Here is a 26,114-nt window from a genome sequence, read left to right as displayed (position 1 = left end):
TTAACCTCTGCCGTATTTAGCGATCTCATTCGCTCCCGGTTCATCCTGATTCGTGAGCCATGCCCAGATCTGATCTCCGTAGGAAAAGTGCCACCATTCATTCCAGTGGCGCTTAAAGCCTGCGGAGATCATGCTATTTGCAAGAATTTCGCGGTGTCGATGATACGGTAAATCAGAATCAGCGTAATGATTGGGAAACGATCGAGGCGAGATTTCATCAATGTCTGATCCCATGTCGATCGCGCTTCCAGTTTCATCGATTAATGTCACATCGATCGCGGCTCCGGTACTATGAGGCGGCGGAGTTGCAGGATTTAAATTTGGCATTGCCCAAAATTGATAAACCTGTTGCTGAAATTCTTCTCGCTGTGTTGTAGAAAGTGTTTCTAAATCGAGTCCATTCACGTTCACTAATTCTTTTAGCGTGTAATCCACCATGAATTGCTGAACTGCAACCGGACGATACGCATCGAAGATCTGAATCTTCCATCCAGGCTGAAGAGTTTGAAGATGAGCATCGGCAATCAGTAAGCGATCGAGAATTCCCTGCCTTACAAAAAAGGGCGATCGATCTTCATACGGTGCGCCCAATTTGGTGTAAGGATGCGGTGACACCCTTGCGAATTTTTTGGGAATCTCGACTAAGGGTTCATTGCACTCTGCGATCGCGATTTTCTGATACGGTTTCATGCTTCTTTTTTCGGAACAGGATCATAACCACCCGGATTAAAGGGGTGACAGCGGCAAATTCTTCGAGCGCTCAGCCAGCTCCCTTTTAGTGCGCCGTGAGTTTGTAGCGCCTCGATCGCGTATTGGGAACAGGTCGGATGAAACCGACAACTCGGCATCAAGAGCGGCGAAATTGCAATTCGGTAGCCTTTAACCAATCCGATGAGCAGAACTTTCATAGCTGAAACAACGGGGGAATTGTTCGATCGTAGACGATCGAGCAGAATTTCTGTGCAGTACTATGATCAATGAAACTATCACAGGCTGAATCATGCAAGCAGTTGTCATCGGAGGAAGCATTGCCGGATTGTTAGCGGCTCGTGTTCTAAGCGAGTTCTATGACTCGGTGACGATCGTCGAGTCGGATGCACTACCTCAAACGCCCGAAGCCCGTCGAGGAGTGCCGCAATCTCCACAACCTCATGTATTGTTTGCCAAAGGCTATCAAATTTTAGAAGCGTTATTTCCGGGAATTGGAACGGATCTCGAAGCCGCAGGAGCGCTCAAGATTGATTGGGCACGTGAATTTCAGCATTTCGATTTTGGGGCTTGGAATCAATGCGATCGTACTCCCTCTCAAATCATTTCCTTCACCTGCTCCCGCCCCCTTTTAGAATGGGCAATTCGACAACGACTACCGGCTAATTCCTCGATTCAATGGCTCAATTCGCATCGTGTCACTGGATTTATCGAGCAACAACGGCAGATTGTTGGCGTGAAAGCACAATCGAATTCGCGATCGTCGATCGATCTCGAAGCAGCTTTAGTTGTCGATGCTGGTGGTCGTCGTTCTGCCGCCCCGAAATGGTTAGCTGAATCTGGATTCACTGCACCGACAACAACTGTGATCAATCCGTTTTTGGGATATGCCACTCGTCGCTATCAAGCCTCTAATGACATTGATCAAGATTGGAAAGTGATGCTCGTTCCGCAGCAGCCACCCGATAACACTCGATTAGGCTACTTAGCTAAGATTGAGAACAATCAGTGGATTGCAACACTCGGTGGATATGGGCGGGACTTTCCGCCGCTTGATGATGCAGGATTTTTAGACTTTGCTCGGAGTCTTGCAAGTCCGAGGTTTCATGATGCGATCGCGTCTGCAACTCCAATTTCTCCGATTTATGCTCATCGTGCGACTGCAAATCGGTGGTATCACTACGAAAAGATCGAAGTTCCAAATGGATTTGTAGCGCTTGGAGATGCGGTCTGTGCGTTGTGTCCGGTATATGGTCAAGGAATGACGGTGAGTGCACTTGCAGCGATGGTACTGCGAGATTGGCTGAAAAAGAGCGATCGACGAAGTTCTAGTGAGTTTCAGCGTCGATTAGCAAAAAACAATCAGCTTCCTTGGTCGGTTGCAGTTGGGCAGGATTCTCGGTTTTTCACGACCGCAGGTCGGACACCCTCGAATCGATTTGCAACTGTCTTAGGTTGGTACACGCAACAGTTAGTCAAACAAACCAGCACGAATGCTTCGTTAAATACATTGTTGATGGAAGTAGCTCATCAATTAAAGTCACCTGCTGAGTTTTTCTCACCGAAAGTTGCAGCACAGGTCTTGATGGCATCATTGCGATAAGAGTGTTTCAGAAGGTTTCGTTCGTTGCATCAACCGCCCTGAAATGAATTTCGGGCTAATCGACGCAAGTCCATTGAAATGGACTAAGAGCTTGAAACTGGTTTTTAGTCTACTTTAGTAGACTTTCCACGGTTAGCCCGAAATTCATTTCAGGGCGGGAGTGCAACGAGAGCGAAGAGACTATCCATACTCTTCAAACATTCTCCAAAACTCCCCACATGGGTACTGCCTTCCTTAGATCGTGCCTTCCACTATGGAAATAAAGCCGCGATTCAGGAGCACCCGTGTTGACTAACATTAGCGATCGTACAACTCAACAACTTTCGCAAGCGATTTCAGCGATCGAAATCGCCACTACTCCCGTCAGGCTTGATCAAGTGAAATGGATCAATCCTGATTTAGCAAACAAGATTGCCTTAATCCGAGAACCGATCAATGGTGTACCTCGCAATCAAATCACCGTTCCGATCAGTTCAGATGGCACCGTGAGCGATGAAATTCTCTACGAAGCTCCGACAGATGAAACGAAGTACTATCTACCGCGATATCGCGTGTCTGAGCGTAATCAACAGATTCAGATATTGATGGCAGAAAGTCCTCAAGGTTGGAGCTTAACGATTCATCTAGAAAAATATCCGGCTCCAGTACTTCAAAATAAGGCACGATCGGCTCAAGAATTAACTCATTCTATCAGCGTGATTTTGCAGCACCGACTTGATCCGAATGATCCGAATGCTGGACAAAAAGAGCTAATTTTTCAAGAAATTACACCAGAGCCAGAAGGTATCAAAGCAGTACTGCAACTCGCTTCACTGCCAGAGCGGGACTTAGTTTATCAAGCGTTGACGAATACGGCTTATGCTTCAGTGTTGATTGTTCGTCGATCGACAAAAATCGGACTTCCGCTCTCTCAAACTGCGACCTCGATTGTTTCTTCTGGAACCGGAACGATTCGCGGGACTTGGCTCTTTAACTTTGATACCGGCGTAGAAACAGATAAAGGCGATGTTTGGTGGCAACAAGAAACCGATGTGTTGCGAAAGATGACTCCACGGGGAAATGCTCAGATTGTGAGCTTGGGAGCGCGTGATTTTGATGCGATCGCAGTGGAAGAACTTCGCTCGCTTGCTTACAGTTCTAATCCGATTGATGGCTCGATCGTGATTTGGCGAAAACGGCTTCCGATTGATATTGTCGATCGCATCGATCGAGTGACAAAACCAGATATTTTGCGGGGCGTTGATCCGGATCGATTTAAGCGAGTTAGCCCGAAAGCAGCGGAAATCAATCAGCTTCGTCCAATTGATGTCGTGGGTCGGATTCCAGTCGATCGCATTCCGGTAAAACGTCCGCCGATTGTGATTTCTGATGATCCTGCACCCAATCGCAGCAATCAGCTTACGAATGGAAGCGTTTTTGCAGTGAGAACGAACAGTGGGAATTTTGCGAAAGTTCAAGTGATTGAGTATGGCTATAATATTAAAATTCAATGGGTTACTTATCGCCCACCTGCTGAACCTCAATTTCGAGAAGCAACGCGGGTGTTAGATATTCAAAGTGACTATCGTCCGTTTGTATTTCCTCCAAGCTTGCACCCATATATCTATCGCAATATCGGAGACTCGAACAATACGAACTTTAAGCTAGATTTTCGTCAGTCGAATGGCTATAGCTACTATCAAGATCCGGCTGAACGCAATGTGTTTTACTATCTACCGGATAGTTTCAAACTGGTGCGCCGTCCAGAAAGTCCGCATTATCCAATGATGTCGATCGAGTTTCAACCTGTTGAAGGATCTGAGGAAATGCAGGTATCGATCGAGTTTTGGGCTTATCCGTTTGTGAATCCCGCTCGACTCGCAGCGGCGGCAAAAGATTTAGAGCAATACTCTCCTTCAGGTGTTGAGTTTAAGCCTTTAGTCACTGAATCTTCGCCTCAATTGTTCTTAGGACTACCGAAAGAAGATGGTTCGCTTGACTATCGCGATCGACCAAATGTTTTAGTCGAGATGCGAAGCGGGTTCAGAGATTCTTGCACGCTCTCGATGAAAGCATTTCAGAAGATTTACAACGCATTATTTACCGCAACGCAACTGTTTCAAGGTCAAGTGAAAGTCAGTCTACCAAATAGTAAGACTGAGATTATTCCCTTTACTGCTCAGGTCGATGATATGGTCGGCGAAATCTTCGATGTAACTCAATCGATCGATATCACCACCGGAACCATTCAAGTCGCGCTGAAAAATGCGATCGAAAGTCCAGTCCGCATCAATTCCCTTTCTGCCAGAATCAACTCAAACCTACAAGTTCAGACTACTATCACGGGTGCTGCTTTTCCGATCGATCTCGCTCCCGGTGCTTCCATCAATCTCACAGTCAATAGTTCGATTCCGTTAAACAATAGCTCTCAAGCTGTTTTCGATTTTAGTGGTGTGGATGTTCTTGCCGATCGAGAAGCAATCTGGAATTCGATTGTGCGCCTCGATTCGACTGCAACATACAAGCGCAAACTTGAAGTGAGAACTGTCAGCGGAATTTTTAGCGATCGTATTGCAGCCATTAGCATCGATCTCAAATCAGGCACTGCTATCACCTTCTTACGGGATGCAACTCCGGATCGCTTAATTGTTCAGACTGATTTGATTACACCTGTTCGAGATTGGATTTTGAACAAAGTTGATACCGGAAGTTATGACTATCGATCGCAAGTCATTTTGAGCAATGGAACGAGCGTTGAAGATCCAGCAGGACAATGGCGATCGGAAAGTCGAGAACCGTTGTGGATTACGACTGATAAGCTGCCACCTTTACCCTAGAGGTCGAAATGTCACTTCAAGGACTCCCTGACTTTCACAATCCCATTCAGTTCGAGCAGGGATGGATCTTCTATCCATATGAAAATGCGGGGAATTGTTTCGTGTTGCCGAATGCGATCGACATTGGCAACACAAACGATAAACCTGATTTCAACTTGATTTTAGTCAGAGGTCAAAATCCAATCCTACCCCCCAAACCACATGGACTATTAGAGTTTCGATTGCGAACTAACTATCCACTGACTGAAGCTCTGGATGCAATCCGAACTAAGCAATCTGATGCAACCATACAGCCTGTAATTTTCAGAGCAGGATTTCTACGATTGTATGCAGATGAGATCCCGAATGATCTGAAAGCGCCAATTCCTCTAGCCTGGAATGGTTTAACGAGTGCGCGGTATGGCTTGACGGTTTCGGATTTAACTGCGATCGAACTCAAAGGCGCACTCACAAACAATGTTCTAAAACTCATGGCGCGGGCTGAAATGGAAATGATTGGTGTTGCACCGCGTTTACCGATTCAGGTTCGATTTGATCCGGCAGTTTTAATCGATCGTTTAGCGACACTCGGAGATGCACAGCGGCAGATTGCTTGTGAGGAGATTACAACATTCTTCCGTAGCAATCTACTACCGCTTGAAATCATAGGAGATAGTTCAAATCTTGAATTTGCGGAAACGATGACGGATTGGGTTCGCGCCCAGTTCGGAACATTGATTCCGTCTCCAAACAATGATGGTAGAGCATACATCAAGCTTGCCTCTGTTAGTTCTGGTCACTATGAGTGGGACTTGTCTCAACCGCTGCAAGCTTATCGAACTGTGATTCTAACGCTTGATCCGTTAGCGTCTGCACGTCGATTAGTTCAGGAGAAGGGATTGAGCGAAGTTTTTCAAGAAGCGATCGTTTCTCCAATTCCAACCGGATCTTGGTCGATCGCGGTTTCTGCAAATTTGCCCGATCGTAGACCTGGAGTACTTTCAATCAGTGTGTGCCTCAAAGCGGCTCCCGTTCTCCCCTTTCGTCCTCAAGCAAGAGTCATTTCCTCAGAACTCTTACCACCGAATGACTCTGCAAACTTACTCCTCAGACTATCTCCCAATGAACCGCTTAACTATACGTTCTCAACTACAGTCGTCATTCAGGATATCAACGGAGTTCAACAGCTAAACAGCGAAGACTTTTCACACACAGGCGATCGCTTGTATATTCGACCGAATCAGTTCCCCGTAAACTTTCTCATGCTTGATGCTGCTCGATCGATAATAGCGATCGCTAAAGTTCAAGGAATTTGTCGCTGGCAAGAAGGCGAAAAATCGAATGCACAATGGTTTGATCTCGATGGTGAACTTACACTAGCACTTCCAAAAACTGCTACAAATTCAACGATCGAGCTAACGGCTCAGTCTCTCGATAGCTCTCAAACACTCAAAATCGCTCCATTTCCAGCAAAAAACTGTCAGATCGGGCTGCACTCATTTCGAGAGTATGGAGCGCACCAAATTAGCATCGAGTGTGAATTTAGCGAGGGTTTGAAAATTTATGCGATCGAGCTTCTTCCTGAAGATTCCCCAGACATCAACGTATTGTTCTTCACACCTGTTCAACCTGTAAAAGTTTGGAGTTGGTTTGCAAAGTCTCCGTTCAAAGCTGGATATCGCTATCGTCCCCGTCGTGATCCTGCTGTGGAATGGTCAGCGGTGCAATCTCCATTTGTCCCACTTAAAATTCAAGGTGATTTGACATGATGTTTAACTATCAAGGCATTGAGTACTATGCCGATTGTTCCTATTTCTACTACATTCCGGGTGCTCCCACTTCTCAAGCAACTCCGCAAGGTCATCCAGCCGCTTCGCTGATTGTGCTTGATCGAGTCGCGATGTTGCAATTGAGCAGTGAATGGAGTGTCCCGACTCAACAACTGGAAGAACTCGAAAGCGCGATCGCAAAACAATTCAATCTTGAATCCGTCTCATTACATCCTGCGCCGCTCACTGTTGAATCCGTAACGCTCTCTGTTAAAACAAACAGCGGTGAATTTGAAGTCCTTCAATCTACTAAATCTTCGGGCTATCCACCGTTTACAACCGTATTTAGTATTCAGCTTGAAGGCGATCAGAAAGCACAAGCGATCGCGGCTTTTAATGGGCGAAAAGAGCAGTTAATCATTACTTACAGAGCGATGCTTGGAGAGTCAGAAATTCAGCGATCGACAGATGTAAGCACTTGGTTTACGGGCGGGAATGGGATGGACTACGTGCAAATTCTAGCGATTTAACGTTAGCTTGACGAATCTCTTTGCTTCGTTGTTCATCCGCCCCGGAATAGAATTCGGGGCGGATGAACAACGGAGGGAAAAATCATCAAATTCGTCGGTTTAAACATTCCCCGATCGGCTACTCTCACTTCCCTACTTGATTTCGCAGAATTGATACAGACCGAACAGCTTACCAATGAGGAACATCACTCATGTTGTTAATTGAAAAAGTGCAAGTCATCGAAGGCGTAACTATCTATGGCGACGAAGACCCTACATTGTTCTATCTCGTCCCTGATCTGCCTCGCTTTCGAGTCAATGAAGATGGTCGCCCTTCGTTTAGCTTCTACAAATATCGTTTACCGATCGAGCGTGCAGATCAAACCAAAGGCGGCGGCTTCTTGGTTTGTGATGTTGAATTTAGTGTTCCTGAAGATAAGAAACAACTCATTGTCAAAAAGCTTCAAGAACAAGTCGATCAACTGTTTCCAAGTCAAAATCCGAAACCTCAAGTCAAGATCGGAACTATCACCTACACCAAAGGAACCGCAAAACTCAACGTTGAAAGCATTAGCGACAAATTTGTTGAAACGGTTTTCAACCCTGGTAAACCTTCACTGTACGGACGCAACATTACGCCATTCACGATCGAGCTAACGGATCTCGGTGCTACCTTCTTTGAACAAGCCCTGCAAAACAAAGGTGGATTTGTTCAAGTTGCGTACGATCTCTACTGCGTCGTCAAACTGCCTGCAATTACAGCCCGGATCTGGTTTGATTCCAGCAAGTTCCAAAGCTTCGTGGAAGATTTCACCAGACGTGAACAATCTCAAGGTGCATTTGGTACAGTCTGGCGCTGGTTATTCGGTGGATCAAACCGCAATCGCACCATCATCAACAAAACCGTGACTGAGTACGCAAGTCAGTATCAATGGGGCGGCGTGGAAATTGACTTCAAAGACTTCAAAACCTCTGATGATGTCAAGCAAAAAATCCGCGATTGGGCAATGAATTCTTTAGCAGAAGCAATCAAGAATTCTAACGAGGATAAGCTACAACCGTTTACGGAAGAGCAGAAGAAAGTTCCTGAGAATGCAACGGATTTTCATCTGCGATTGAGCCAATACAAGTTTAATAGCTTCAATACTTCCTACCGAGAAAGTCAAGCTGTTGAATGGAATATGGCTCCTCAAGGAATGCTGCAACCGATTACTACCTTGCTCGATAAAGAGGGTAAGCCGCTGAAGTGGGAAGACTATGCAACGACAGTCGATCTCGATGATCCGTTCTTCAAGACTTTGCAAGTGACAACTCGCGTGAATGCGGACTTCAAAGATTTGCCGCTCGATAGTGTTGAAGTTCACTTAGACTACCAAGAAGGAACCGTTCACCAAATTGATGAGTTTAGCTTCAACAATCCTGACAAAGTAGAAAAGTTCAAGTCTTTCATCGAAAACGGCAAGTGGGCTTATAAGTACTGGTATCAGGTGAACTACAAGAACGAAAGTCGGGCTTACAAGTCGCAAGAAGCAACGACTGATGAAAAGTTCTTGACGATCAACGTAGGTGAAACTGGAATTTTAGCGATCGACGTTCTCCCCGGCGATCTGAACTGGAATCAGGTTACACAAGCTCAGGTCAAACTTGCTTATGATGCTTCTGAAGGCGGTGTCGGTCAGATCGAGCACGAATACTTGCTTGATAAGAGCAATCCAAAAGCGACTCTGAGAGAAGTGGTCTTTGCTCCTGTAAAAACGCCGTATCGGTACACTGTGAAGTACTTTATGGCGGATGGCAAAGAGTATCAAGTGAGTGAAAAAACTTCTCGATCGCCACAACTCTACATCAATGATCCGTTCAATGCGACTAAGACGGTTAGTTTACGAGCAGCAGGCGATCTCGATAAAGACATTCAAACGATCTTTGTCGATGTGAAGTACATTGATGAGAAAAACGACTACACCAAGACGACGACTGTTGCACTGAGCAAATCTCAGCCGTTCTTTGATTGGGCGTTTCCAGCGATCGACGAAGAGGGTGGCAAGGTGATCTACAAAGGCACCATTCAGCTTAAGAATGGTCAGATCGAAGAGATTCCCGAAACTGAAACAACAGATCTCACGATCATGGTCGGTCGCAAGATCGAAGATATGCTAAACGTTAAAGTGGTTCCGATCGGAATTGACTTTAACAAAGTGATGCTGGTTGTTGTGTCACTGAGCTATGAGGATCTGAAGAACGACATCATTGCTCGGACTGATTTGACTTTTGATGCGACTGCAAAAACACCTCAAACTTGGTCTGTGCCGTTGAAAGACAAGCATTTGAACAAGTATAGCTGGAATGCTGTCTTCTACATGGCGGATGGTTCTGAACGCAAAATGAATGCGACTCCTCAATTGTCTGATTCGCTCACATTGGCGCTGCGGATGCCTGTCGGCGTGTAGTTCTATCAATTAAATTGAGATCCGATCTTGTTAAGAGATTGGATCTCTCTTCTCTTCAAGTTAAGGAAACAACAATGCTATATCTCAATCCACCTTTTCACATTATTGAAGGGGTTTCTCTCTTTTGCGATCATGCTGATCCGCTGCAATATTACTATCTACCCTTGATGCCGAAGTTGACCACGATCGAGGATAAAACCACAGGTCAACAAATCCCCCAAATTCAACTGATCAAATATCGCGGTAGAGCGGGGAATGGCGGCTTTCTAAACTTTGATGTCAACATTGGCGTTGAAGAAGAAACCTTAGAAAAAATTCGTCAAAAACTCGAGCAAGCTGCAAATCTATCACAAACTCCACGCCTTGCTCCTGTTCCCTTAATCGATGGAACGGTACGACTCTTACTATTTGGCAAGCAGACGGGCGACACCTCTAATCCCAATAGTTCATCTCCTCAATTTGTGCTCAAAATTGATCAAGCTGCGAAACCTTCTCTGTATGGTAGCAATCAGGCAGCGTTCTCAGTTGCACTAGATCAATATGGTGTCACGGTGATGGAGAAAGCGCTACAGGGCGAAATGTCTCCGATCGGTATTGTTTATTCGCTCGATTACCTCGCTCTTCGTCCTGCTTATTCTGTCAAGCTTAGCGTCGATTGGGATCGGGTTCAGAAGCATTTAGATGAACATTTTGGAATTGATGCGATGTTTGTGTCGATCGACATTGATAAAGCGGTCGATGAACTGATTGAAAATCGTGCGATCGTCATTGAGGCAGATACTTTTGTGCCAGAAGGCGAAGATGAAAGCGCAGTTCTGGAACGGCGTGATCAAGCGGTGAATGAAGTACGCGATATGATCACCGATGCGTTTTTCAAACCGAGTATTGATCCAGTCAAAGAAGAGAAAGATGGCTGGGATAAAGCGTTGTATGTTGCAAATCGGGCTTCTCAAATTGCAACTACAGGCGGCTGGTCTTCGATGGGGACGTTCTCATACAAAAGACTAGACTACACACGCATCGATCGTAAATCTCTCGATGTCAACATCAGCGAACGAACTACTGTTAAACGTAGCATCTATCCTCAAGGTCATTTGACCGGGCTTACTCGAATGATTGCCGATCAAGGACTAGATCTGAAAGATTTTATTCTCTCTGTCGATTTAGACGATCCCTGGTTTGAACGTCGCCGCTTAGCGGTCATTTCTCGTGCGAACTTCGAGGAAGATTCGATTAGTTCGATCAACGTTCGACTGAACTATGGTACTTCTCCCAATAATGTTTTACTAGAGTCTTCCAATGCTCGAACTCAGATGGAATGGGCAAGCATTGTCAAAGATTCAATCATGCAGCGCGATGTAACCGCTCAGTACAAAGTCACTTTCAAAGGAATTGATAGCAACGAAAGACCAATCGCGGTCGAATCAGTACCATTAACTTGTGATGGAGACAACCTAGAAATCAATCCGCGTGAACTTTATTCGATCGTGCATATTCCGATCGTGGCTCTAAGTTTTCCCTGGGATCGCTATCCTCAGATTGAAGTTCATCTGAAATATACCGATGAAAAGAACGGTATTCGGATGGATGATAGTTTCCTGCTTGATCAAGCACACAGTGAGCAAACCTGGAAAATGTTTGTTCGCGATCCGAAATTGACTCAATTCCAGTACAAACTCATCTATCGAGCTGCAAACAATCGTGATATCGAAACACCGTTCTTAGATGCAACGGATGAACGAATTACGCTACGCGATCCACGACCGAACAAGCGATCGCTAACCGTCGTTCCCAGTCTCGATTGGAATCTTGTCGATCGCGCTTTTGTCGATCTCACCTACGACGATGCAAAGAATGATGTCTTACTAGAACAATCCTTTGAATTTAACAAAGAGGATAGCACTTCTAAAGTTTTCAAAGTTGATCTGATCAATCCTGACTATCGAACCGTGGCTTATCAAGTAACCCTATTATTCAAAGGTGGAAGAACGCTCGAAATTCCGCCTTCTGTGACCAACGATCGACGAATTATTCTCCGTACTGATATGCAAGGTCATCGGATCGTCACCGTACAACCGAAGAAAACGGACTTTGCTCTGAAACGACTCGCAGAAATTCAAGTCGAACTGAACTATGAAGATGAAGACAATGGTTTGAGCTTTTCAGACCTATTCACCTTTGAATCAAACAACGATCGATCAACGTTCGAGTTTGACTACGCAGATGATCAAAAGACAGCCTATCGCTACCGCATCACTTACCGTTACCTCAATGGACTGTCTCGATCGCTCGATTGGATGACGACAAATACGGATTTGCTTCTTTTACCTGTTGCTTAGAACTATGCTGTTACTTGGAACGAAAACTTTAACGATCGAGAACACAACGATCTTCGCGGATCACGCTGATCCGAATCAATTCTGGTATTTACCCAGACCCGTCAAATTCGCCCGTAGAGGCGCAGATAAACGTGCCAGCTTCACCTTCATCAAATACAAACCCGCAGCAGTTGCAGGAGGGGCAAAAGGCGGCGGATATTTGATGTTCGATGTGGACTTACAGTTAGATCCGGCGATCGAGCAGAGAATCTTAGGGAAACTCAGAGGAATTGCTCCCGATCAACCGAAACTGTCTGCGGTGTCATTCGATGAAGGAACTGTCGCCTGTGTTGCCCTGAACTTACAAGGATCTGGAGGCACAACCGCACCCGATGGAACATTCAAAGCCGTTGAAAAAATCCTCGGTGCGACCATTCCTTCTCTCGATGCAACAAATTCTGCAACTTTTAGCTTAGTGTTGAGCCAAGAGGGAGCAACGATTTTAGAGCAAGCCTTTGAGCAGGGAACAACCCCCGTCGGCGTTCTCTACAACCTCAAATACACCGGAATGCGCCCCGCTCTCGAAGTCAAGATTACCGCAGACCTCAAGCGCGTTTACAACCACTTCAGTGCAGCCTTAAGCGGACAATACTACTTTGTCAAAGTGGGAATCGAAGCTGCATTTGAAAGCTTAGTGCAAAATGGGGCAATTAAGATCGAAGTAACGAACTATTCCAGTGCAGACGATCGAGCCGAAAAAGAAAAATGGGCGCTTGATTTCTTCAAAGAAAATCTACTCAAGGAATGGTTTGAGCCGACATTAACACCCGGTCAACTCGCAGGCGGTCAAGTAACACCTCCTGAACTACCAAATCGACCGACTCCAACCAATCCACCAACAGAACCCACACCTGAAACTCCACCTGCTCCAACTTCAGAGCGACAGCCCGCAACACTTGAAATTACTAGCCGCGATCCGAATCCTTCACCCAATGGATATACGATCGAACATTCTCCCGCATCCACTGGAACGACTGAAACGCTCACGATTCGTGGAAACAATCCAACTGTGCGAATTAATGGAGAAGTGCGATCGCTAGATGCCAACAATCAAATCACGATCAACATTGCCGACAATTCCCAAGCAAACATCCTGGTCGAATATCCCGCAACGACCACCGATGAAACGTTCCATCTCTTCTTTGACTACGACAAACCTCGCGAGTCCGGTTGGTCTACCAGTTCAAAAAACTATCTCAGCTACCTGAACAACAACCCAAATCCACCGGATGTACAGTTCTCAACGACAACATCGCGTCAAGGCATCACTGATACTCCAGGGACACACATTTCCGGTGATGGCAACCAGCTCAAAGATTGGGTACAAAATCGCCTTGCTGTTCCCAAGGATGTCACGATAAAAGCTCATGCCAGCTTTGAGAACGATGATTCACCAGAAAAGCAAAAATTCAATCTCAAACTATCTCAGCGACGATCGCAAGTTGCAAAAGGGTTGATCTTACCGCTTGTCACTAGCACCACTGAGACAGCTTTCGGACATACTCGCGCTAGAGATGCTCAACCTCAGAGAGTCGGAGATTTTCGCGATCGCGTTGCCGAAATCACCGGAAAAGTCATCTCAACCCCTGCTGCCAAGATTGAAGCTAAACTTTCCCGTCCCGCTCCCATCACCCCAACTCCAACGCCAACACCAACCCCAACACCAAGACCGACCCCAACACCAACTGCTGGAGATCCAGCGATCGCGCTAAAACTCAAGTTCATTCACCAAGAGGAGCAAAAAACAGTTACCTTACAATACAATCGCTCTGAAGCGGTGCAACGAACTTATGCGCCTCAAGGATTGATTGGATTACTGCTGAATGACTTAGCAGACAAGCGGAAACACTTTGTCGAAGTCGATTTAGATGATTCGTTTTTCAGGGTCTTTACTGTTCAGTTAGATGGCTCGATCGACTTTAATCGAATCGGCTTAAAGTCCGCTCAAGTCGCGATCGACTATGGCAATCCAAACAATGCGATCGACCATAAACACGCTGATTTTGTGTTTGAACCCGATGAGCCTGCCGAACAGAAGTTCGAGGTGTTCATGAACTCTACCGCTGATACAACTTACAGATACAGTGTTCAGTATCACTTTGATCCAGGTTCAGATTGGGAAGGACGCGCTTACTCTTATGAAATCCCTGCGATTCCGACCGACGATCGAACTCTTGCAATCAATCCTTTTGAACATCTTGGCTTTTTAGAAGTGCGTGTTGTTCCGAATCGAATTGATTGGGGTGTGATTGATTCGATCGATGCTCTCTTGTCTTACCAAAGTCCGACAGGCTGGAACAAATCGAAAACATTCACGTTTACTTCTGCTTCGCCTGCTCAAGCTTGGAAGATTCGATTAGATGATCCGAATGCTCGATCGTATCAGTATCGATTCATCTATCATCTCAAAGATGGAACAAAGCAGGAATCTGAGCTACAGACTACAGAAACAAGTGCAATCGCGCTAAATGATCCGTTTGAAGGCGCACTGGATATTCAATTTATTCCACTGTTTACTCCTGGCTCACTCCGCATGATGTTCATCGATGTGAGATACGACGATCCAGTGAATCACTATCATCGTGAAGAACGTCTAGAACTATCAGGAACATCAACCGCACCCATTCCATTACGCCTTGCGCTCAAGGATCGGACTAAGCGATCGTTTCAATATCGTCTTACAGTGGTAAAAGACAACCAACTCCGTCAAAGTGCTTTCGTTTCGACTGAAGAAACTCTGATTGGTGTCTCTGATGTGATTTGACGTGAATGTGATGCGTCTTTTCGCTTCGTTATTCACTCGCCCCGTTTCGCTGTGGTTCTGTGAATCGCAGCGATTTTTATAACTGAAAATTTGCGATCGCAATTCATAAATCGCTGATCGAATCCTACGATCGCATTTCCATTTGTCCGCTGAACGAACGCTGTACGATCGCATTCACTCTGCTAAGCGATCGACGAGTTAAACATTACGTCAGCGCGGTTGATAGTGCGGTGTTTTCCTGAATCTATGCCAACACATCTAAGTACCACCACCACCGCTCTGCGGAAATATCTTGGGTTCGTCGCATTGCGGCTAAATCTACAAATTGCGAAAGTTCTAGCAGCACTTGGGGGGCTTGCTGAATCAGGCGGCGATCGGCTTGGCTGAGTTGTTCCTTTTCTAGGTCAGAGAGGGTGGATTCTACCGCTAAAAGGCGATCTCGCATCTGTAACATCTCTAGTTGTTCAGCACCGCTCGCTTCTGGAAATTCTGTACTCACCGTGTACTGTTCGAGTAGAGGATTCATCACAGTTCTCCTAGTCGTCCAACATATGAAAAGTGACGATTACAGTTCCATCTGTCCGCTGAACGGATGCCGTGCGCTCATCGAATCCGACACTCGATCACATATTGCTAAAATTGAGAATATAGTTGATCAAGCTGGATTGATCTTTTCTAGAGCGCCTTCAAATGCTGCCAAACTGATTAAGTCCTTTTCGACTAGCGTCTTCCGAACGCTTGCTAGATGAATCGCTCGAAGCGGCTCTTGAAGTTGATAGGCAGGAAAAATGAAAATGGTATCAGATGCTGAATGTTGAAAAACTTTTTGTGTCCCTATAGTTTCACACGAAACAAAGCCCAATCGGAAAAGCAGCTTCTCTAGATCCGAAAAAGTGATGATTTCAGGTTTCATGACGAATGATCTCCTGACATTGTTGGAGGACTGCACTTTTGTAATCAGCAAACTTCTCGATCGCAGTTTTATTTAGTATATTACACCTTTTGAAATGAACGGTGTAGGTTGTTCCTATACCTGTAAGTTCAATATCTTGCTGCTGAAAATAAGCTTGCAAATACAGCCAGTAGGCGATGTCCTGCTGAGCACTGTACAGAATCAGGATATAAGGCATTGGTTCTTGTAACCAAAGTTCTAAATCAGATCGTTTTACCGTAAATGAGATTGTTTCTTGGTCACTTAATAAATTAATTGTATCAGTTGCTTTTAGCTGAATATAGATGAATCCATTTTCGATTTCTCCTTCGATGTTATATGTGGAAATAATTAGATCTGTTCCATAATCATTAACAATTCTCTCAACGGAATAGCCGCACTGTAAGATTATGCGTTCTACGTGATTGGCACTGAGATCTGCAATGATGTGCTGTCTGGTTCTACGTTTTTTGACCATGTAAATTTAACGATGATGCGAAATCGCGTTTTTAGTATAAATCTCAACGCGATTTTAAAGCGATCGCAAGTATCAACAAGAAGCGGTCACATCCCCAATTCTCTAATAATCTGATGGAATCGCACTTCACAATCCACTGATTGAATCCCATGATCGTATTTCCGTTTGTTCGCTGAACGAATACTGTGCGATCGATTTTCTATTTTTGGTTGTGAATCGTTTCATTCACAAGAAATATACTCAAAGCTAGAAATTGACTTAGGTGCTGAGCGGGTTCTGATGGCTCAAAAAGATAGTGTGCAAATTGCGATCGAGGTGAAAAGTTTTTCGGCAGCAAGTGTTGTGTATGAGTTTCATCAAGCGATCGGGCAATACATTCATTATCGGATGGTCTTGAGGCAGATTCAGCCTGATCGAAAACCTTATCTGGCAGTACCGAGTGAAATTTATCAGCGTTTTTTCCAGACTCCGTTTTTTCACGATAGCCTAGAGGAGAATCAAGTCCGATTGCTATTGGTTGATCCAGATTTGGAAGAGGTGAAGCAATGGATACCCGAACCCCTATAAATGACGCAGGAGATCCGCTTGAGCAGTGGATGAGCGATCGACGTTATCGCAATATTATTTTGGGTGTGTTGCAGGAAATTGTGGCTCGATTCCAGTCAACAGACTCGGTAAGAACTGTTCCAGTCTTTGATGAAGCTCACAACCAATATCAGATTTTGGAAATTGGCTGGGATGAATCTGGCAATCGCATCTTTCAGCCGATTATTCATCTAGAGTTACTAGAGGGCAAGATTTGGATTCAAGAAAATGTGACCGATATTGACTTAGCGAAAGAGCTTTTAGAGTGGGATGTGGATGCGTCAGATATTGTGTTGGGATTGCATTCTCCGAGTTTACGGCGGTTCAGCGAGTACGCGATCGATTAGTCCGGTTTAGGACGAAGCGCAAAGAGATCGATCGCACTTCACAATCCGCTGATTGAATCCTATGATCGTATTTCCATTTGTCCGCTGTACGATCGCACCAGTGCCTTATTCTGTTTGATTAAAGAAGTCTTCTACTTCTTCAACAGATGCGTTTAAGAGTTGAGCAACGGTAGAAACTAACTCTGGATCTTGAGTGGTTTGGTAGAACTGAGCGAGGTTACGGAGGGCAATACTCAAGCCATGTTCATCGTTAAACTCGGCAGTAATCTCAAGGTCAAGCATATAATTCGCTTTTGCTTCTTCAAGTTCACCTGTTAATTCTGCAACTTTGCCAAGTTGGTAATACGTGCGGGCTTGCGAATAGCGATCGTTGTATTCCACATAGACTTGCAATGCTTGTTGATAGTTGATACGGGCTTCCTCATACTCCCGCAGTTTTCCGGCGATGATACCTAACTGATAATACGTCTCAGCTTGGTTATAGCGATCGTTGTGTTCAACACAGATTTGAAGTGCTTGCTGATAATTGTTCCGCGCTTCTTCATACTCGTGTAACTCTTCAGCAACTCTGCCTAGATGATGATATGTACTAGATTGGCTATATCGATCATTGAATTCAATTTTGATTTGAAGTGCTTGCTGATAATTACCTCGCGCTTCCTCATACTCGCGTAACTCTTCAGCAACTCTGCCTAGATGATGATATGTACTAGATTGGCTATATCGATCATTGAATTCAATTTTGATTTGAAGTGCTTGTTGATGATTACCTCGCGCTTCCTCATATTCACATAGCATCTCGGCAACGATACCTAAGTGATGATATGTGCAAGCTTGGCTATATCGATCATTGAATTCGACAAAAATCTTTAGTGCCTGCCGAAGATTGTTTCGCGCTTCCTCATACTCATGTAACTCCTGAGCAACATTGCCTAAATTGTGGTGTGTACTAGCCTGGCTATATCGATCATTGAATTCAATTTTAATTTGGAGCGCCTGCTGATAGTTATTTCGCGCTTCCTCATATTCATGTAACTCCTGAGCAACTCTTCCCAACTGGTCATATGTACGGGCTTGTGAATAGCGGTCACCTATTGCTTGGTTAGCTTGAAGTTCTTTTAGATAGCTTTGCTTTGCTTGATCGTACCGTCGCGTTTTTAGATAGCAGTAGGCAATCAGATTAAGTGCAACAATATATTCACGATTTTCAGCCTCGGTTTTCCATTGTTGTGGGTATCGTTCAATTGACTGAGAAACTTCTTCCGCAAGTGCTAATGCGCTCTGAACGTTGTGAATCAGTTCAAAGTACTTATCTAAGCAACCAAAAATCAAAATGCTTGCTTGTTGCTTCAAACAGATTTGCAAAGCGCTGTAAAGATTCTCATACTCCAATTGACAGAAAAAGATTCCTAACTGCCGCTCCTGTGCATCTTTGGACTTCATCAACTGATAGTAAAAACCCGCCAACCCTAGATAGTGATTCTTAAATCCTTCACGCAATGCCTCGCAAGTTACTTGACCTTGCTCAGCTAACCTCGTTTTGAGAAAATACGGAAACATAGGCTGAATTGAAAGCAATCGCGGTTCATTCTCAAACAGCGAAGCCAACAATCCCCAATTGATTGCTCCCTGTACTGCTGAATCAAACTGCTCAAACGGATAATTCTGAAAGGGTTCGAGCTTCTGCAACTCCTGAGCATAATTCCATAACACGTCTCGACGAACAAACCCACTAAACGGAGCCAAACACAACAGCAACTTCTGCGCCTCCTCCGACAAATTGCTGTGCGAATACTCCACACACTTCAAAATACTCTCCGTCCGTCCCCCCACCCGATCGAGTCCCACATCCCCAAAATCCAAACCTGCCAACACCTCCGCTACCGTCTGACGCTTCAAATTCGCCAGCACCACCTCGATCACCAACGGATACCCCGCCAACAGCCGCATCAACCGCTTAAACTCCCGATCCGCCAAAATCGCCTCACGTTTAACCCGATCGACAACCTGTCGCGCCAGCACCAACTTCGCCAACTGAGATCGCGCCTCTTGATCCAACCCGCGCAACTCATAGCGATCGCGATACACCAACTGCAACCACGCCTCCCGCCCCCGCGATCCCAGCAGCACTATCGATCGACCCCCCGCAATCCGCGCCAAAAACTCCCGAATCTTCTCCTGTTCCTCCAGCGGCAACGTATTCGGAATCGCCAACGCCTCCCCCGTCACCGACTCTAAATTATCCAACATCAACCCACACCGCCGCGATCGCAACACCTGAATCAGCCGCCCAATCCGCGCCTCTCCCCGCATCGCTTGCCACTGCCGCATCTCCCCATCCGGCAACATCTCACCCGCGATCGCAAAACTCATCTGCTCCAGCGTCCAAGCCCGCGTGTCATAGCCAAAATAAAACACGCGATCGACAAAACTCGTCTGCACCCACCATTCCTGCAAATACCGCAGCAGCGTCGTCTTCCCAGTGCCGCCCATTCCCTGAACCAGCACAACCCCATGCCGCAGCAACCCCTTCTCCAGCTTCAAAATATCCAAATCCCGCCCCACAAACTCATACGTCACCCCCGCAAACCGATACTGAGTCGCCTGCCGAGCGTAATACGCCTCCTGTTCCGCAAACGTCATTTCTCTCAGGTGAAACTCGATCGCCTGATTGCCATACACCACAGGCAGCAACCAATCTTCGAGATCCTCTTCCTGATTAAAATACATCCGCCGTTTTTTATGCTCGAACAACTCCCGCCGCCCCGCTCGAAGTGCGATCGGCAATTTCTCCCCCGCAAACATCTCCTGATACACCCGCTGCATCAGCACCTTTGCCGCATCAACCGTGACGCCATACCCCATCGCCACGACCATCTGCATCCCCGCATCCATCAACCGCGCCCCCAAACTGGTTTCGCGTTCATCCACTCGGTCTTGCTGTACCTGCTTGCCCGACTGACACGCATTCAAAATACACACCGGAATTCCCCGCCCCTGTAACCGCTCAGCCAACTCATCCGCCATCACCGGAACCGCCTGCCCCGCCGCTTCTCCCTCAAAAAACAGAAACGCCTTCACCCCGTCATAAGCTGCCACATCTCCCAGCCCGTACCCCCGCTGAAACGTATAGTTCTCCGTCCCATGCGAATAACTCTGAAACGCCTCATAACTCATCAATCCGCCATGCAAATCAAAATGCACGACATGATAAAACCCCTCCGGCTTCGCTTCCAAATGCCGCACAAACGCCTCATACGTCCCCGGTCGCACAATCTCCACATTCACCGCCAATTGTGCATCCCGAATCGCCTCTACCATCGGTCGCGAAATCGTCCGATATCCGACATCATTTTCTTCATTCGGTCGCGCCGTCATAATCAACAAATTCAGCACCGTTGAAGGCTCAACCCGGATCAAATTCGCTGCGCCCCGAATCCGTCGCTGTCTCACCATCACACAATCGATCGACAATGGACGCGCCATTTTCGGATCTTGCATGGCTTCCCAGTGCAACCCCTGAAACTCTGGATCTCCCGCAATCACAATCTCCAATTCACTCAGCTTCAAGCTTTTGTAGAGCACATAAGCATCCGCATCCCGGAACACCTGCCGAAAGAGCGCTTCCCCATACGATCGCACACTGTCCGCCGCCCGCTTCGCGATCGTGCTATCTGAAAACGGAAACTTAATCCACTCCTCAAAGTACCATTCCAAAAGCTGCTCATCTTGTTCCACAAACGGATCGCTCACTGTAATCTCAAACTGTGAACCCGCGATCGACACGATCGCATTAAATCCCGTCGTTTGCCGAATCTCGATCGTCTGCATAATTTCAAACAAGTATAGCCTTGTAAAAAGCTACACTCATCCTCTAGCATCTCCGGATAGACAAACTCCGATCGTCAGAAAATCTTTATGCCAACCTTTCCCACTCCCGAAGAGATCAATCAGTTCCGTCAATCTCCTGCTGCTGATCCCGAAGTCTTGCAGCTTTTAGAACAATCCCAAGACTTTGAAGCCACCTTTGATCAGATTTATGGCGATCGCTATGGTGAACCTCGCAGCTTCGAGAAACAATCTCTCTGGCACATCTTTCTCAAACGCGTCCAGCAAGAAGTCTGCGGTGAGAATGACAGTCTTCGCAGCTTAATTCAAGGCGCGAAAAAGAACCCAGCAAACGCAACGCTAGTGACTGGAATTATTACTGCTTTAGTCAATCTCTCTGGTGTTCCGTTACCGATCGATTCTGCGATTGCAACCGCGATCGCGCTCTACATTCTTCACATCGGGATTGATGTTTTTTGCGAATGGTCTTCGCCAGCAACTTAAACCGCTAAGCTGAGAACTGATTGTTCAATTCATTTTCCCATGCCGTCTTACTTCCGCTCCAGTGTTGATGCAATGACCGGGTACATTCCAGGTGAGCAACCCAAACCCGGAACTCCAATCATCAAGCTCAACACCAATGAGAATCCCTATCCACCGTCACCGAACGCGATCGCAGTTCTGCGCCAACTCGATCCCGAATGGCTCCGACGCTATCCTGATCCCTATGCTAACGACTTCCGACAAGCCACCAGCGAAGCCTTGAACATTCCCAAAGATTGGATCATGGTCGGGAATGGGAGCGATGATATTTTGAATGTGATTGTGCGGGCTTGTGCGGAACCTGGACGCAGTGTAGTGTATCCAATGCCGACCTATGTTCTGTATCGGACTTTGGTCGAAATGCAAGTTGCCGATCGCGTTGAAATTCCCTACAGCGAGAACTATGAATTTCCGATGGATGAACTGATTGCCGCTCAAGGAGCAATTACGTTTGTTGCTTCTCCAAATAGTCCTTCTGGTCATGCGATCGCACTTTCAAATCTAAGACATCTTGCCTCAAAACTATCCGGTGTTCTCGTCATTGATGAAGCTTATGTCGATTTTGCTGAAGAAACTGCTTTAGCATTAGTGCATGAATTCGAGAATGTTTTGATTTTGAGAACCCTATCTAAGGGATATTCACTAGCAGGATTGCGGCTTGGATTCGCGATCGCACAACCTCAATTACTCAGCGGATTGTTCAAAATCAAAGATAGTTATAACATTGATGCGATCGCGACATTAGTAGGAACTGCTGCGATGCAGGATCAAGATTATAAAAATGAATGTGCAGAAAAAGTGAAGCGATCGCGCAAAACATTAGCACTGGATCTCAGACAGCTAGGCTGGAAGGTTTGGGACTCTCAAACAAATTTTCTGCTGACTCAACCTTCTAGCAATGCAGAAAAGATTTACCTTGCATTGAAAGAATGCGGCATCCTACTTCGATACTTCAAACAATCCCGATTAGACGACAAACTGAGAATTACTGTAGGAACCGATGAACAGAATCGCAGATTGATCAAAGCATTAAACAACGTTTTGTAGCCAATACATCTTCAGCCCCCTTCAGCGGGCTTCGCACTGTCAGCCCCGAATTCCATTCCGGGGCGGGTCAGCAACGAAGCGAATCGAACATTCTTCCAAACCACACCGACGATAAACCTCTAATAGTTCGCTTCCCAGTCGATCGCTATTAAATCTCTCCAGTGCAGTTCGTTTTGCATTTTGCCCCAACCGTTCCCGCTCCTCCGGCTTCTGAATCAACCGAATCATTGCTTGTGCGATCGCATCCACATCTTTTGGAAGAACCGCGATCGCATCATATTCCGGGGTGATTAACTCCGCCGCCCCACCCGCATAAGAAACAATCACCGCTTTTCCAAAAGACATCGCCTCAGCAATCACTAACCCAAACGGTTCAGGCTGAGTACTCGCATGAACAACAATATCTAGAGCTTCATAAATAGCAGCAGGATCAGACTGAAACCCAATAAATTGAACAAATCGATCGAGTCCCAATCGCGCTACTCCTGCCTGAAGTTCCGCGATCGAGTACTGTGATCCCTGAGTTTGATAAATCGGAGCACCCACAATCAAAAACTGCATTGGAACCCCAGGCAATTCACGCACCACCTGAGCCGCCGCACGCAAAAAGACATCATGCCCCTTCCAACGTGCGAAGGTTGCGACTAGACCAATCTGAACTGTTGAATGTGTAATACCAGATTGATCTTTTAGTGCCACAGATCTTGGTAGCCCCCTAAATTCCCCACGAGTGGGGGACTTTGAGTGTAAAATCTCCTTGGAAGTCAGAACCGTTACAGGTTTCAAAGTCTCCCAGAATGGGGGATTTAGGGGGCGAGGATTTGTAGCATTCACAGATGGATTCGGTACAACGGAACGAATCAAGCAAGGCGGAACCGCATTGTAAACTACCCCGATCGGTACACGAGGCAGTAACGATTTTGCATCCTTCGCAACTGCGTTTGAAACTGCTATCGCATAAACCGCCGAAGATTGTGCCCACTGCAAAATCCGAGCAACTACGGGACGAGATTGATAAAAATCATGAATATGCCACACGATCGGAGCTTGAATTCGCGGTAGTGCAGCTAATAGTAAATGCGTTTTAATACTGTTCGAGTGAATTAAGTCAGGTTGAATTTTCTGAATCAGACGATGGAACCGTTTTCGATAGTCGAGAAACTCCGGGAGTGCGAATCCAACTTTTAGTAGTAATTTGAACTTCAAAAAGCGCGATCGTGCTCCACTATCGCCAAACCGATTAATCGGCTGTGGTAATGGCAAGCAAACAACCGTTACACCGAGCGCTTCAGCCGCTTCAATCAATGCTCCATGTGTCCCAACGATTAGAAAAATTTCTAATCGACGATCGAGCTTTCTTAAACTATCAATCATTGTAAGCAGTACCCGTTCTGCCCCTCCGATCGCGCCAACTGCATTGACAAACAAAAGTCTCATCGTCTAGCTCCCCAATTGCAGATAAGCCTGCCGAATCGTTTCAGCATGTTTCTGCCAAGAATACTGACCCGCAATCTCTAGCCGTCGCGATCGTGCTGGAGCTTGATTTGGATCATTCAGTACTGTCTCGATCGCGTTCACCCAAGCTGAAATATCCGCAACCGGACAATAGACCGCTGCATCTTGCGCCACTTCTCGAAACACAGGTAAATCACTCACAACTACGATCGCGCCACAAGCCAAAGATTCGATCAGCGGCAAGCCGAAACCTTCCGCTTCACTGGTTAGTAAGACAACTTCCGCCCGACGATACAAAGCTGCGATCGTAGAAGTTGGAAGATTCTGTAAATGAATGGTTTTTGATCGAATATTTAACCGATCGAGTTGCTGATTCTGCTCGTCTGTCCACTCACCACTGACTTTTACTAACTGCAATTCAGGATGATGTTGGCTCAACTCTGCAAATACATCAAGCAGCACATCAATCCGTTTACGTGGAATACAGCTTCCAACATGCAGAATAAATGGCGATCGGATCGCTTTTGGCAGCAATCCATGACGCTTGATCGAAAACTCTGGCGAAATTCCGTAAGGTGCATGAATTAAGCGATTGCAATCGACCAATCCATAGTGTTCTAACTGTTGTCGAACCGCTTGAGTCGAATAAAAGACGATCGCTGCTTTTTGCAATCCATCGAGAATCCGCTGTGACATTGCTCGATACCAGTGCGGGCGGGGTTCTCGTTCAGGTTCAACCAGCGATCGAAACGCATCAATATCATGACAGTAGACACCCGTTCGACCCGCAGGTAATTCATGCACTAATTGAGCATAAGTATGATCACAAACATGAAACACATCGAACTGATTCGAGATCTTTTTCAAATAGTTCGGATAGTCCCAGAATCGATTGAGTAAGCGATCGCCATTAAATGCAGCTTTCCGAGTTCCAATCACAGGAAGTCGTGTAAATCGATGCTGGAAGCTCGGACAAATCGAATGACGCTGAGAGTGGTCGTTGAATTGCCAATGATCAATCAACATTCGAGAACAGACATCCATACTGTGCCACTGCTCTTCGGGATAATCACAAACAACTGCAACCTGCATATCACGACTTCTGAGAACAGATAAACCAAACTTGACTACTCACAATTCCGTTCAATCGATTAACCGGAGAAAAGCAAACTTCCTCGATCGTGAAATACTTTTCAACTTGCAATCGACAACGCTTCCAATTGAAGCCATAGTGTGAGTGCTGAGGTGAATCGGGCAATCCATAGATTGGACGTTCAACTACAGTGTTTTCAGTTGAAAAGATCATTCGCAGCGCATTTGATAGCGAGTAAGACTCATAATATTTGTACTCACTCAGTCCTCGCCAAGCTGCTAGAGTCCGAAACACCAGTTTAATCAAGAACGTTAGCCCCGTTTCGATCGGGACACTAATGATGATTTTTCCTTGCGGCTTACACAATCGCTGAATATCCTGTAGTACCCCATCTACAATAGGTTCTGGACAATGCTCTAACGTTTCCATGCAGACAATGCGATCGAACAATTGACGCACTGTGTTTAGCTCCGATGTGAGATAGAAACGGGCATTGTTGATCGTACTTAATCTAGCTTGGCAATCTTCAATCTGATGACGATTAATGTCTGTTCCAACAACATGAGCAAAACGAGGAGCAATCATCGTCACAAAAGTTCCATCACCACAACCATAATCGAGAAGATCAAAATGCTGTCCTTGTCCAATCAGCTTTGCAGCGGCTTCAAACCTCGATCGATGTGACCAGGAAATCACTGAGGATTGGCATTCTAGCTGCTTGCGATAATAGTGACCACGGGTAGTTTGCTTCATGACTTGTTTAGGCAAATAAGCGATCGTAGTAAATCGTGTAGTCAAGAGTTGTAGACCGAGTTTGGAATCTAATCTAGAACT

General features: G+C 45.9%; 20 protein-coding genes. 11 read left to right on the top strand and 9 right to left on the bottom strand.

From position 1 onward, the window contains the following. Positions 1-690: a M15 family metallopeptidase gene (locus tag NIES2104_RS07600; protein ID WP_058997263.1), complete on the bottom strand. Its 690-nt coding sequence runs from the start codon at positions 688-690 to the stop codon at positions 1-3. Beyond that, complete coding sequence (yidD, locus tag NIES2104_RS07595; protein ID WP_058997257.1) at positions 687-908, bottom strand: membrane protein insertion efficiency factor YidD; 222 nt, start codon at positions 906-908, stop codon at positions 687-689. The genes NIES2104_RS07600 and yidD overlap by 4 nt, the downstream gene beginning before the upstream one ends. A 92-nt stretch (positions 909-1,000) precedes the next feature. Between yidD and NIES2104_RS07590 the strand changes: the two genes are divergently transcribed. The 7 genes from NIES2104_RS07590 (at position 1,001) to NIES2104_RS07560 (ending at position 14,973) form a co-directional block, all read left to right on the top strand. Next, positions 1,001-2,311, top strand: coding sequence for an NAD(P)/FAD-dependent oxidoreductase (locus NIES2104_RS07590; RefSeq protein ID WP_058997252.1), 1,311 nt, complete (start codon positions 1,001-1,003; stop codon positions 2,309-2,311). Positions 2,312-2,595: 284 nt separating this feature from the next. Continuing rightward, entirely contained in the window at positions 2,596-5,127 is a 2,532-nt protein-coding gene (locus NIES2104_RS07585) for a hypothetical protein (RefSeq protein ID WP_058997250.1), read from the top strand. Between the two features lie 8 nt (positions 5,128-5,135). After that, positions 5,136-6,875: a hypothetical protein gene (locus NIES2104_RS07580; protein WP_058997248.1), complete on the top strand. Its 1,740-nt coding sequence runs from the start codon at positions 5,136-5,138 to the stop codon at positions 6,873-6,875. Next, positions 6,872-7,405, top strand: coding sequence for a hypothetical protein (locus tag NIES2104_RS07575; RefSeq protein WP_156426890.1), 534 nt, complete (start codon positions 6,872-6,874; stop codon positions 7,403-7,405). Before NIES2104_RS07580 ends, NIES2104_RS07575 begins: the two co-directional genes overlap by 4 nt. Before the next feature lie 191 nt (positions 7,406-7,596). Then, positions 7,597-9,831, top strand: a complete 2,235-nt coding sequence (locus tag NIES2104_RS07570) for a hypothetical protein (RefSeq protein ID WP_058997244.1) — start codon at positions 7,597-7,599, stop codon at positions 9,829-9,831. A gap of 74 nt (positions 9,832-9,905) precedes the next feature. Continuing rightward, positions 9,906-12,170 carry a hypothetical protein gene (locus NIES2104_RS07565; protein ID WP_058997242.1) on the top strand — a complete coding sequence of 755 codons (2,265 nt, stop codon included), beginning with the start codon at positions 9,906-9,908 and terminating at the stop codon, positions 12,168-12,170. Positions 12,171-12,174: 4 nt separating this feature from the next. Next, complete coding sequence (locus tag NIES2104_RS07560; RefSeq protein WP_058997240.1) at positions 12,175-14,973, top strand: hypothetical protein; 2,799 nt, start codon at positions 12,175-12,177, stop codon at positions 14,971-14,973. A gap of 244 nt (positions 14,974-15,217) precedes the next feature. Here NIES2104_RS07560 and NIES2104_RS07555 read toward each other — a convergent pair whose 3' ends face one another. The 3 genes from NIES2104_RS07555 to NIES2104_RS07545 form a co-directional block, all read right to left on the bottom strand. Beyond that, on the bottom strand, positions 15,218-15,499 hold the full coding sequence (locus NIES2104_RS07555; protein WP_058997238.1) for a hypothetical protein: 282 nt from the start codon (positions 15,497-15,499) through the stop codon (positions 15,218-15,220). A 129-nt stretch (positions 15,500-15,628) separates the two neighbouring features. Beyond that, positions 15,629-15,886 (bottom strand): hypothetical protein, encoded by a 258-nt coding sequence (locus NIES2104_RS32235; RefSeq protein WP_058997236.1) that lies wholly within the window; start codon positions 15,884-15,886, stop codon positions 15,629-15,631. Beyond that, complete coding sequence (locus NIES2104_RS07545) at positions 15,876-16,382, bottom strand: DUF4365 domain-containing protein (protein WP_058997234.1); 507 nt, start codon at positions 16,380-16,382, stop codon at positions 15,876-15,878. The genes NIES2104_RS32235 and NIES2104_RS07545 overlap by 11 nt, the downstream gene beginning before the upstream one ends. Positions 16,383-16,547: 165 nt before the next feature. On the opposite strand from NIES2104_RS07545, the gene NIES2104_RS07540 reads away from it, so the two are divergent. Further along, complete coding sequence (locus NIES2104_RS07540) at positions 16,548-16,949, top strand: element excision factor XisH family protein (protein WP_072218040.1); 402 nt, start codon at positions 16,548-16,550, stop codon at positions 16,947-16,949. After that, positions 16,928-17,314, top strand: a complete 387-nt coding sequence (locus NIES2104_RS07535) for a XisI protein (protein WP_082689947.1) — start codon at positions 16,928-16,930, stop codon at positions 17,312-17,314. The genes NIES2104_RS07540 and NIES2104_RS07535 overlap by 22 nt, the downstream gene beginning before the upstream one ends. Before the next feature lie 105 nt (positions 17,315-17,419). Here NIES2104_RS07535 and NIES2104_RS07530 read toward each other — a convergent pair whose 3' ends face one another. Then, a complete protein-coding gene (locus tag NIES2104_RS07530; protein ID WP_058997227.1) occupies positions 17,420-21,145 on the bottom strand; it encodes a tetratricopeptide repeat protein in 3,726 nt (1,241 codons plus the stop codon). 87 nt (positions 21,146-21,232) lie between these two features. On the opposite strand from NIES2104_RS07530, the gene NIES2104_RS07525 reads away from it, so the two are divergent. Together NIES2104_RS07525 and hisC are read left to right on the top strand one after the other, a co-directional pair. Continuing rightward, a complete protein-coding gene (locus NIES2104_RS07525) occupies positions 21,233-21,646 on the top strand; it encodes a hypothetical protein (protein ID WP_058997225.1) in 414 nt (137 codons plus the stop codon). A gap of 39 nt (positions 21,647-21,685) precedes the next feature. Continuing rightward, on the top strand, positions 21,686-22,732 hold the full coding sequence (hisC, locus tag NIES2104_RS07520) for a histidinol-phosphate transaminase (RefSeq protein WP_058997222.1): 1,047 nt from the start codon (positions 21,686-21,688) through the stop codon (positions 22,730-22,732). A gap of 39 nt (positions 22,733-22,771) precedes the next feature. On the opposite strand, the gene NIES2104_RS07515 is transcribed toward hisC, so the two are convergent. Genes NIES2104_RS07515 through NIES2104_RS07505 form a run of 3 tightly spaced genes read right to left on the bottom strand, consistent with a single transcriptional unit; the run spans position 22,772 to position 26,033 of the window. Continuing rightward, complete coding sequence (locus NIES2104_RS07515) at positions 22,772-24,169, bottom strand: glycosyltransferase family 4 protein (RefSeq protein WP_058997220.1); 1,398 nt, start codon at positions 24,167-24,169, stop codon at positions 22,772-22,774. Between the two features lie 3 nt (positions 24,170-24,172). After that, on the bottom strand, positions 24,173-25,279 hold the full coding sequence (locus NIES2104_RS07510; protein WP_058997218.1) for a glycosyltransferase family 1 protein: 1,107 nt from the start codon (positions 25,277-25,279) through the stop codon (positions 24,173-24,175). Position 25,280: 1 nt separating this feature from the next. After that, the gene (locus NIES2104_RS07505; RefSeq protein WP_058997217.1) at positions 25,281-26,033 is read right to left on the bottom strand and encodes a bifunctional 2-polyprenyl-6-hydroxyphenol methylase/3-demethylubiquinol 3-O-methyltransferase UbiG; all 753 of its coding nucleotides are present in this window, start codon (positions 26,031-26,033) and stop codon (positions 25,281-25,283) included. Positions 26,034-26,114 lie beyond the last annotated feature (81 nt).

The organism is Leptolyngbya sp. NIES-2104, assembly GCF_001485215.1.
GTDB lineage: Bacteria > Cyanobacteriota > Cyanobacteriia > Leptolyngbyales > Leptolyngbyaceae > Leptolyngbya.
This window is presented reverse-complemented; position numbering and strand designations above follow the sequence as displayed.

Bases quoted from the DNA above. Each gene is read 5' to 3' on its own strand.
- yidD (WP_058997257.1), bottom strand. From the start codon at position 908: ATGAAAGTTCTGCTCATCGGATTGGTTAAAGGCTACCGAATTGCAATT.
- NIES2104_RS07545 (WP_058997234.1), bottom strand. From the start codon at position 16,382: ATGGTCAAAAAACGTAGAACCAGACAGCACATCATTGCAGATCTCAGT.
- NIES2104_RS07555 (WP_058997238.1), bottom strand. From the start codon at position 15,499: ATGAATCCTCTACTCGAACAGTACACGGTGAGTACAGAATTTCCAGAA.
- NIES2104_RS07530 (WP_058997227.1), bottom strand. From the start codon at position 21,145: ATGCAGACGATCGAGATTCGGCAAACGACGGGATTTAATGCGATCGTG.
- NIES2104_RS07525 (WP_058997225.1), top strand. From the start codon at position 21,233: ATGCCAACCTTTCCCACTCCCGAAGAGATCAATCAGTTCCGTCAATCT.
- NIES2104_RS07570 (WP_058997244.1), top strand. From the start codon at position 7,597: ATGTTGTTAATTGAAAAAGTGCAAGTCATCGAAGGCGTAACTATCTAT.
- NIES2104_RS07505 (WP_058997217.1), bottom strand. From the start codon at position 26,033: ATGAAGCAAACTACCCGTGGTCACTATTATCGCAAGCAGCTAGAATGC.
- NIES2104_RS07600 (WP_058997263.1), bottom strand. From the start codon at position 690: ATGAAACCGTATCAGAAAATCGCGATCGCAGAGTGCAATGAACCCTTA.
- NIES2104_RS07510 (WP_058997218.1), bottom strand. From the start codon at position 25,279: ATGCAGGTTGCAGTTGTTTGTGATTATCCCGAAGAGCAGTGGCACAGT.
- NIES2104_RS07565 (WP_058997242.1), top strand. From the start codon at position 9,906: ATGCTATATCTCAATCCACCTTTTCACATTATTGAAGGGGTTTCTCTC.
- NIES2104_RS07575 (WP_156426890.1), top strand. From the start codon at position 6,872: ATGATGTTTAACTATCAAGGCATTGAGTACTATGCCGATTGTTCCTAT.
- NIES2104_RS07515 (WP_058997220.1), bottom strand. From the start codon at position 24,169: ATGAGACTTTTGTTTGTCAATGCAGTTGGCGCGATCGGAGGGGCAGAA.
- NIES2104_RS07590 (WP_058997252.1), top strand. From the start codon at position 1,001: ATGCAAGCAGTTGTCATCGGAGGAAGCATTGCCGGATTGTTAGCGGCT.
- NIES2104_RS07560 (WP_058997240.1), top strand. From the start codon at position 12,175: ATGCTGTTACTTGGAACGAAAACTTTAACGATCGAGAACACAACGATC.
- NIES2104_RS07580 (WP_058997248.1), top strand. From the start codon at position 5,136: ATGTCACTTCAAGGACTCCCTGACTTTCACAATCCCATTCAGTTCGAG.
- NIES2104_RS32235 (WP_058997236.1), bottom strand. From the start codon at position 15,886: ATGAAACCTGAAATCATCACTTTTTCGGATCTAGAGAAGCTGCTTTTC.
- NIES2104_RS07535 (WP_082689947.1), top strand. From the start codon at position 16,928: ATGGATACCCGAACCCCTATAAATGACGCAGGAGATCCGCTTGAGCAG.
- hisC (WP_058997222.1), top strand. From the start codon at position 21,686: ATGCCGTCTTACTTCCGCTCCAGTGTTGATGCAATGACCGGGTACATT.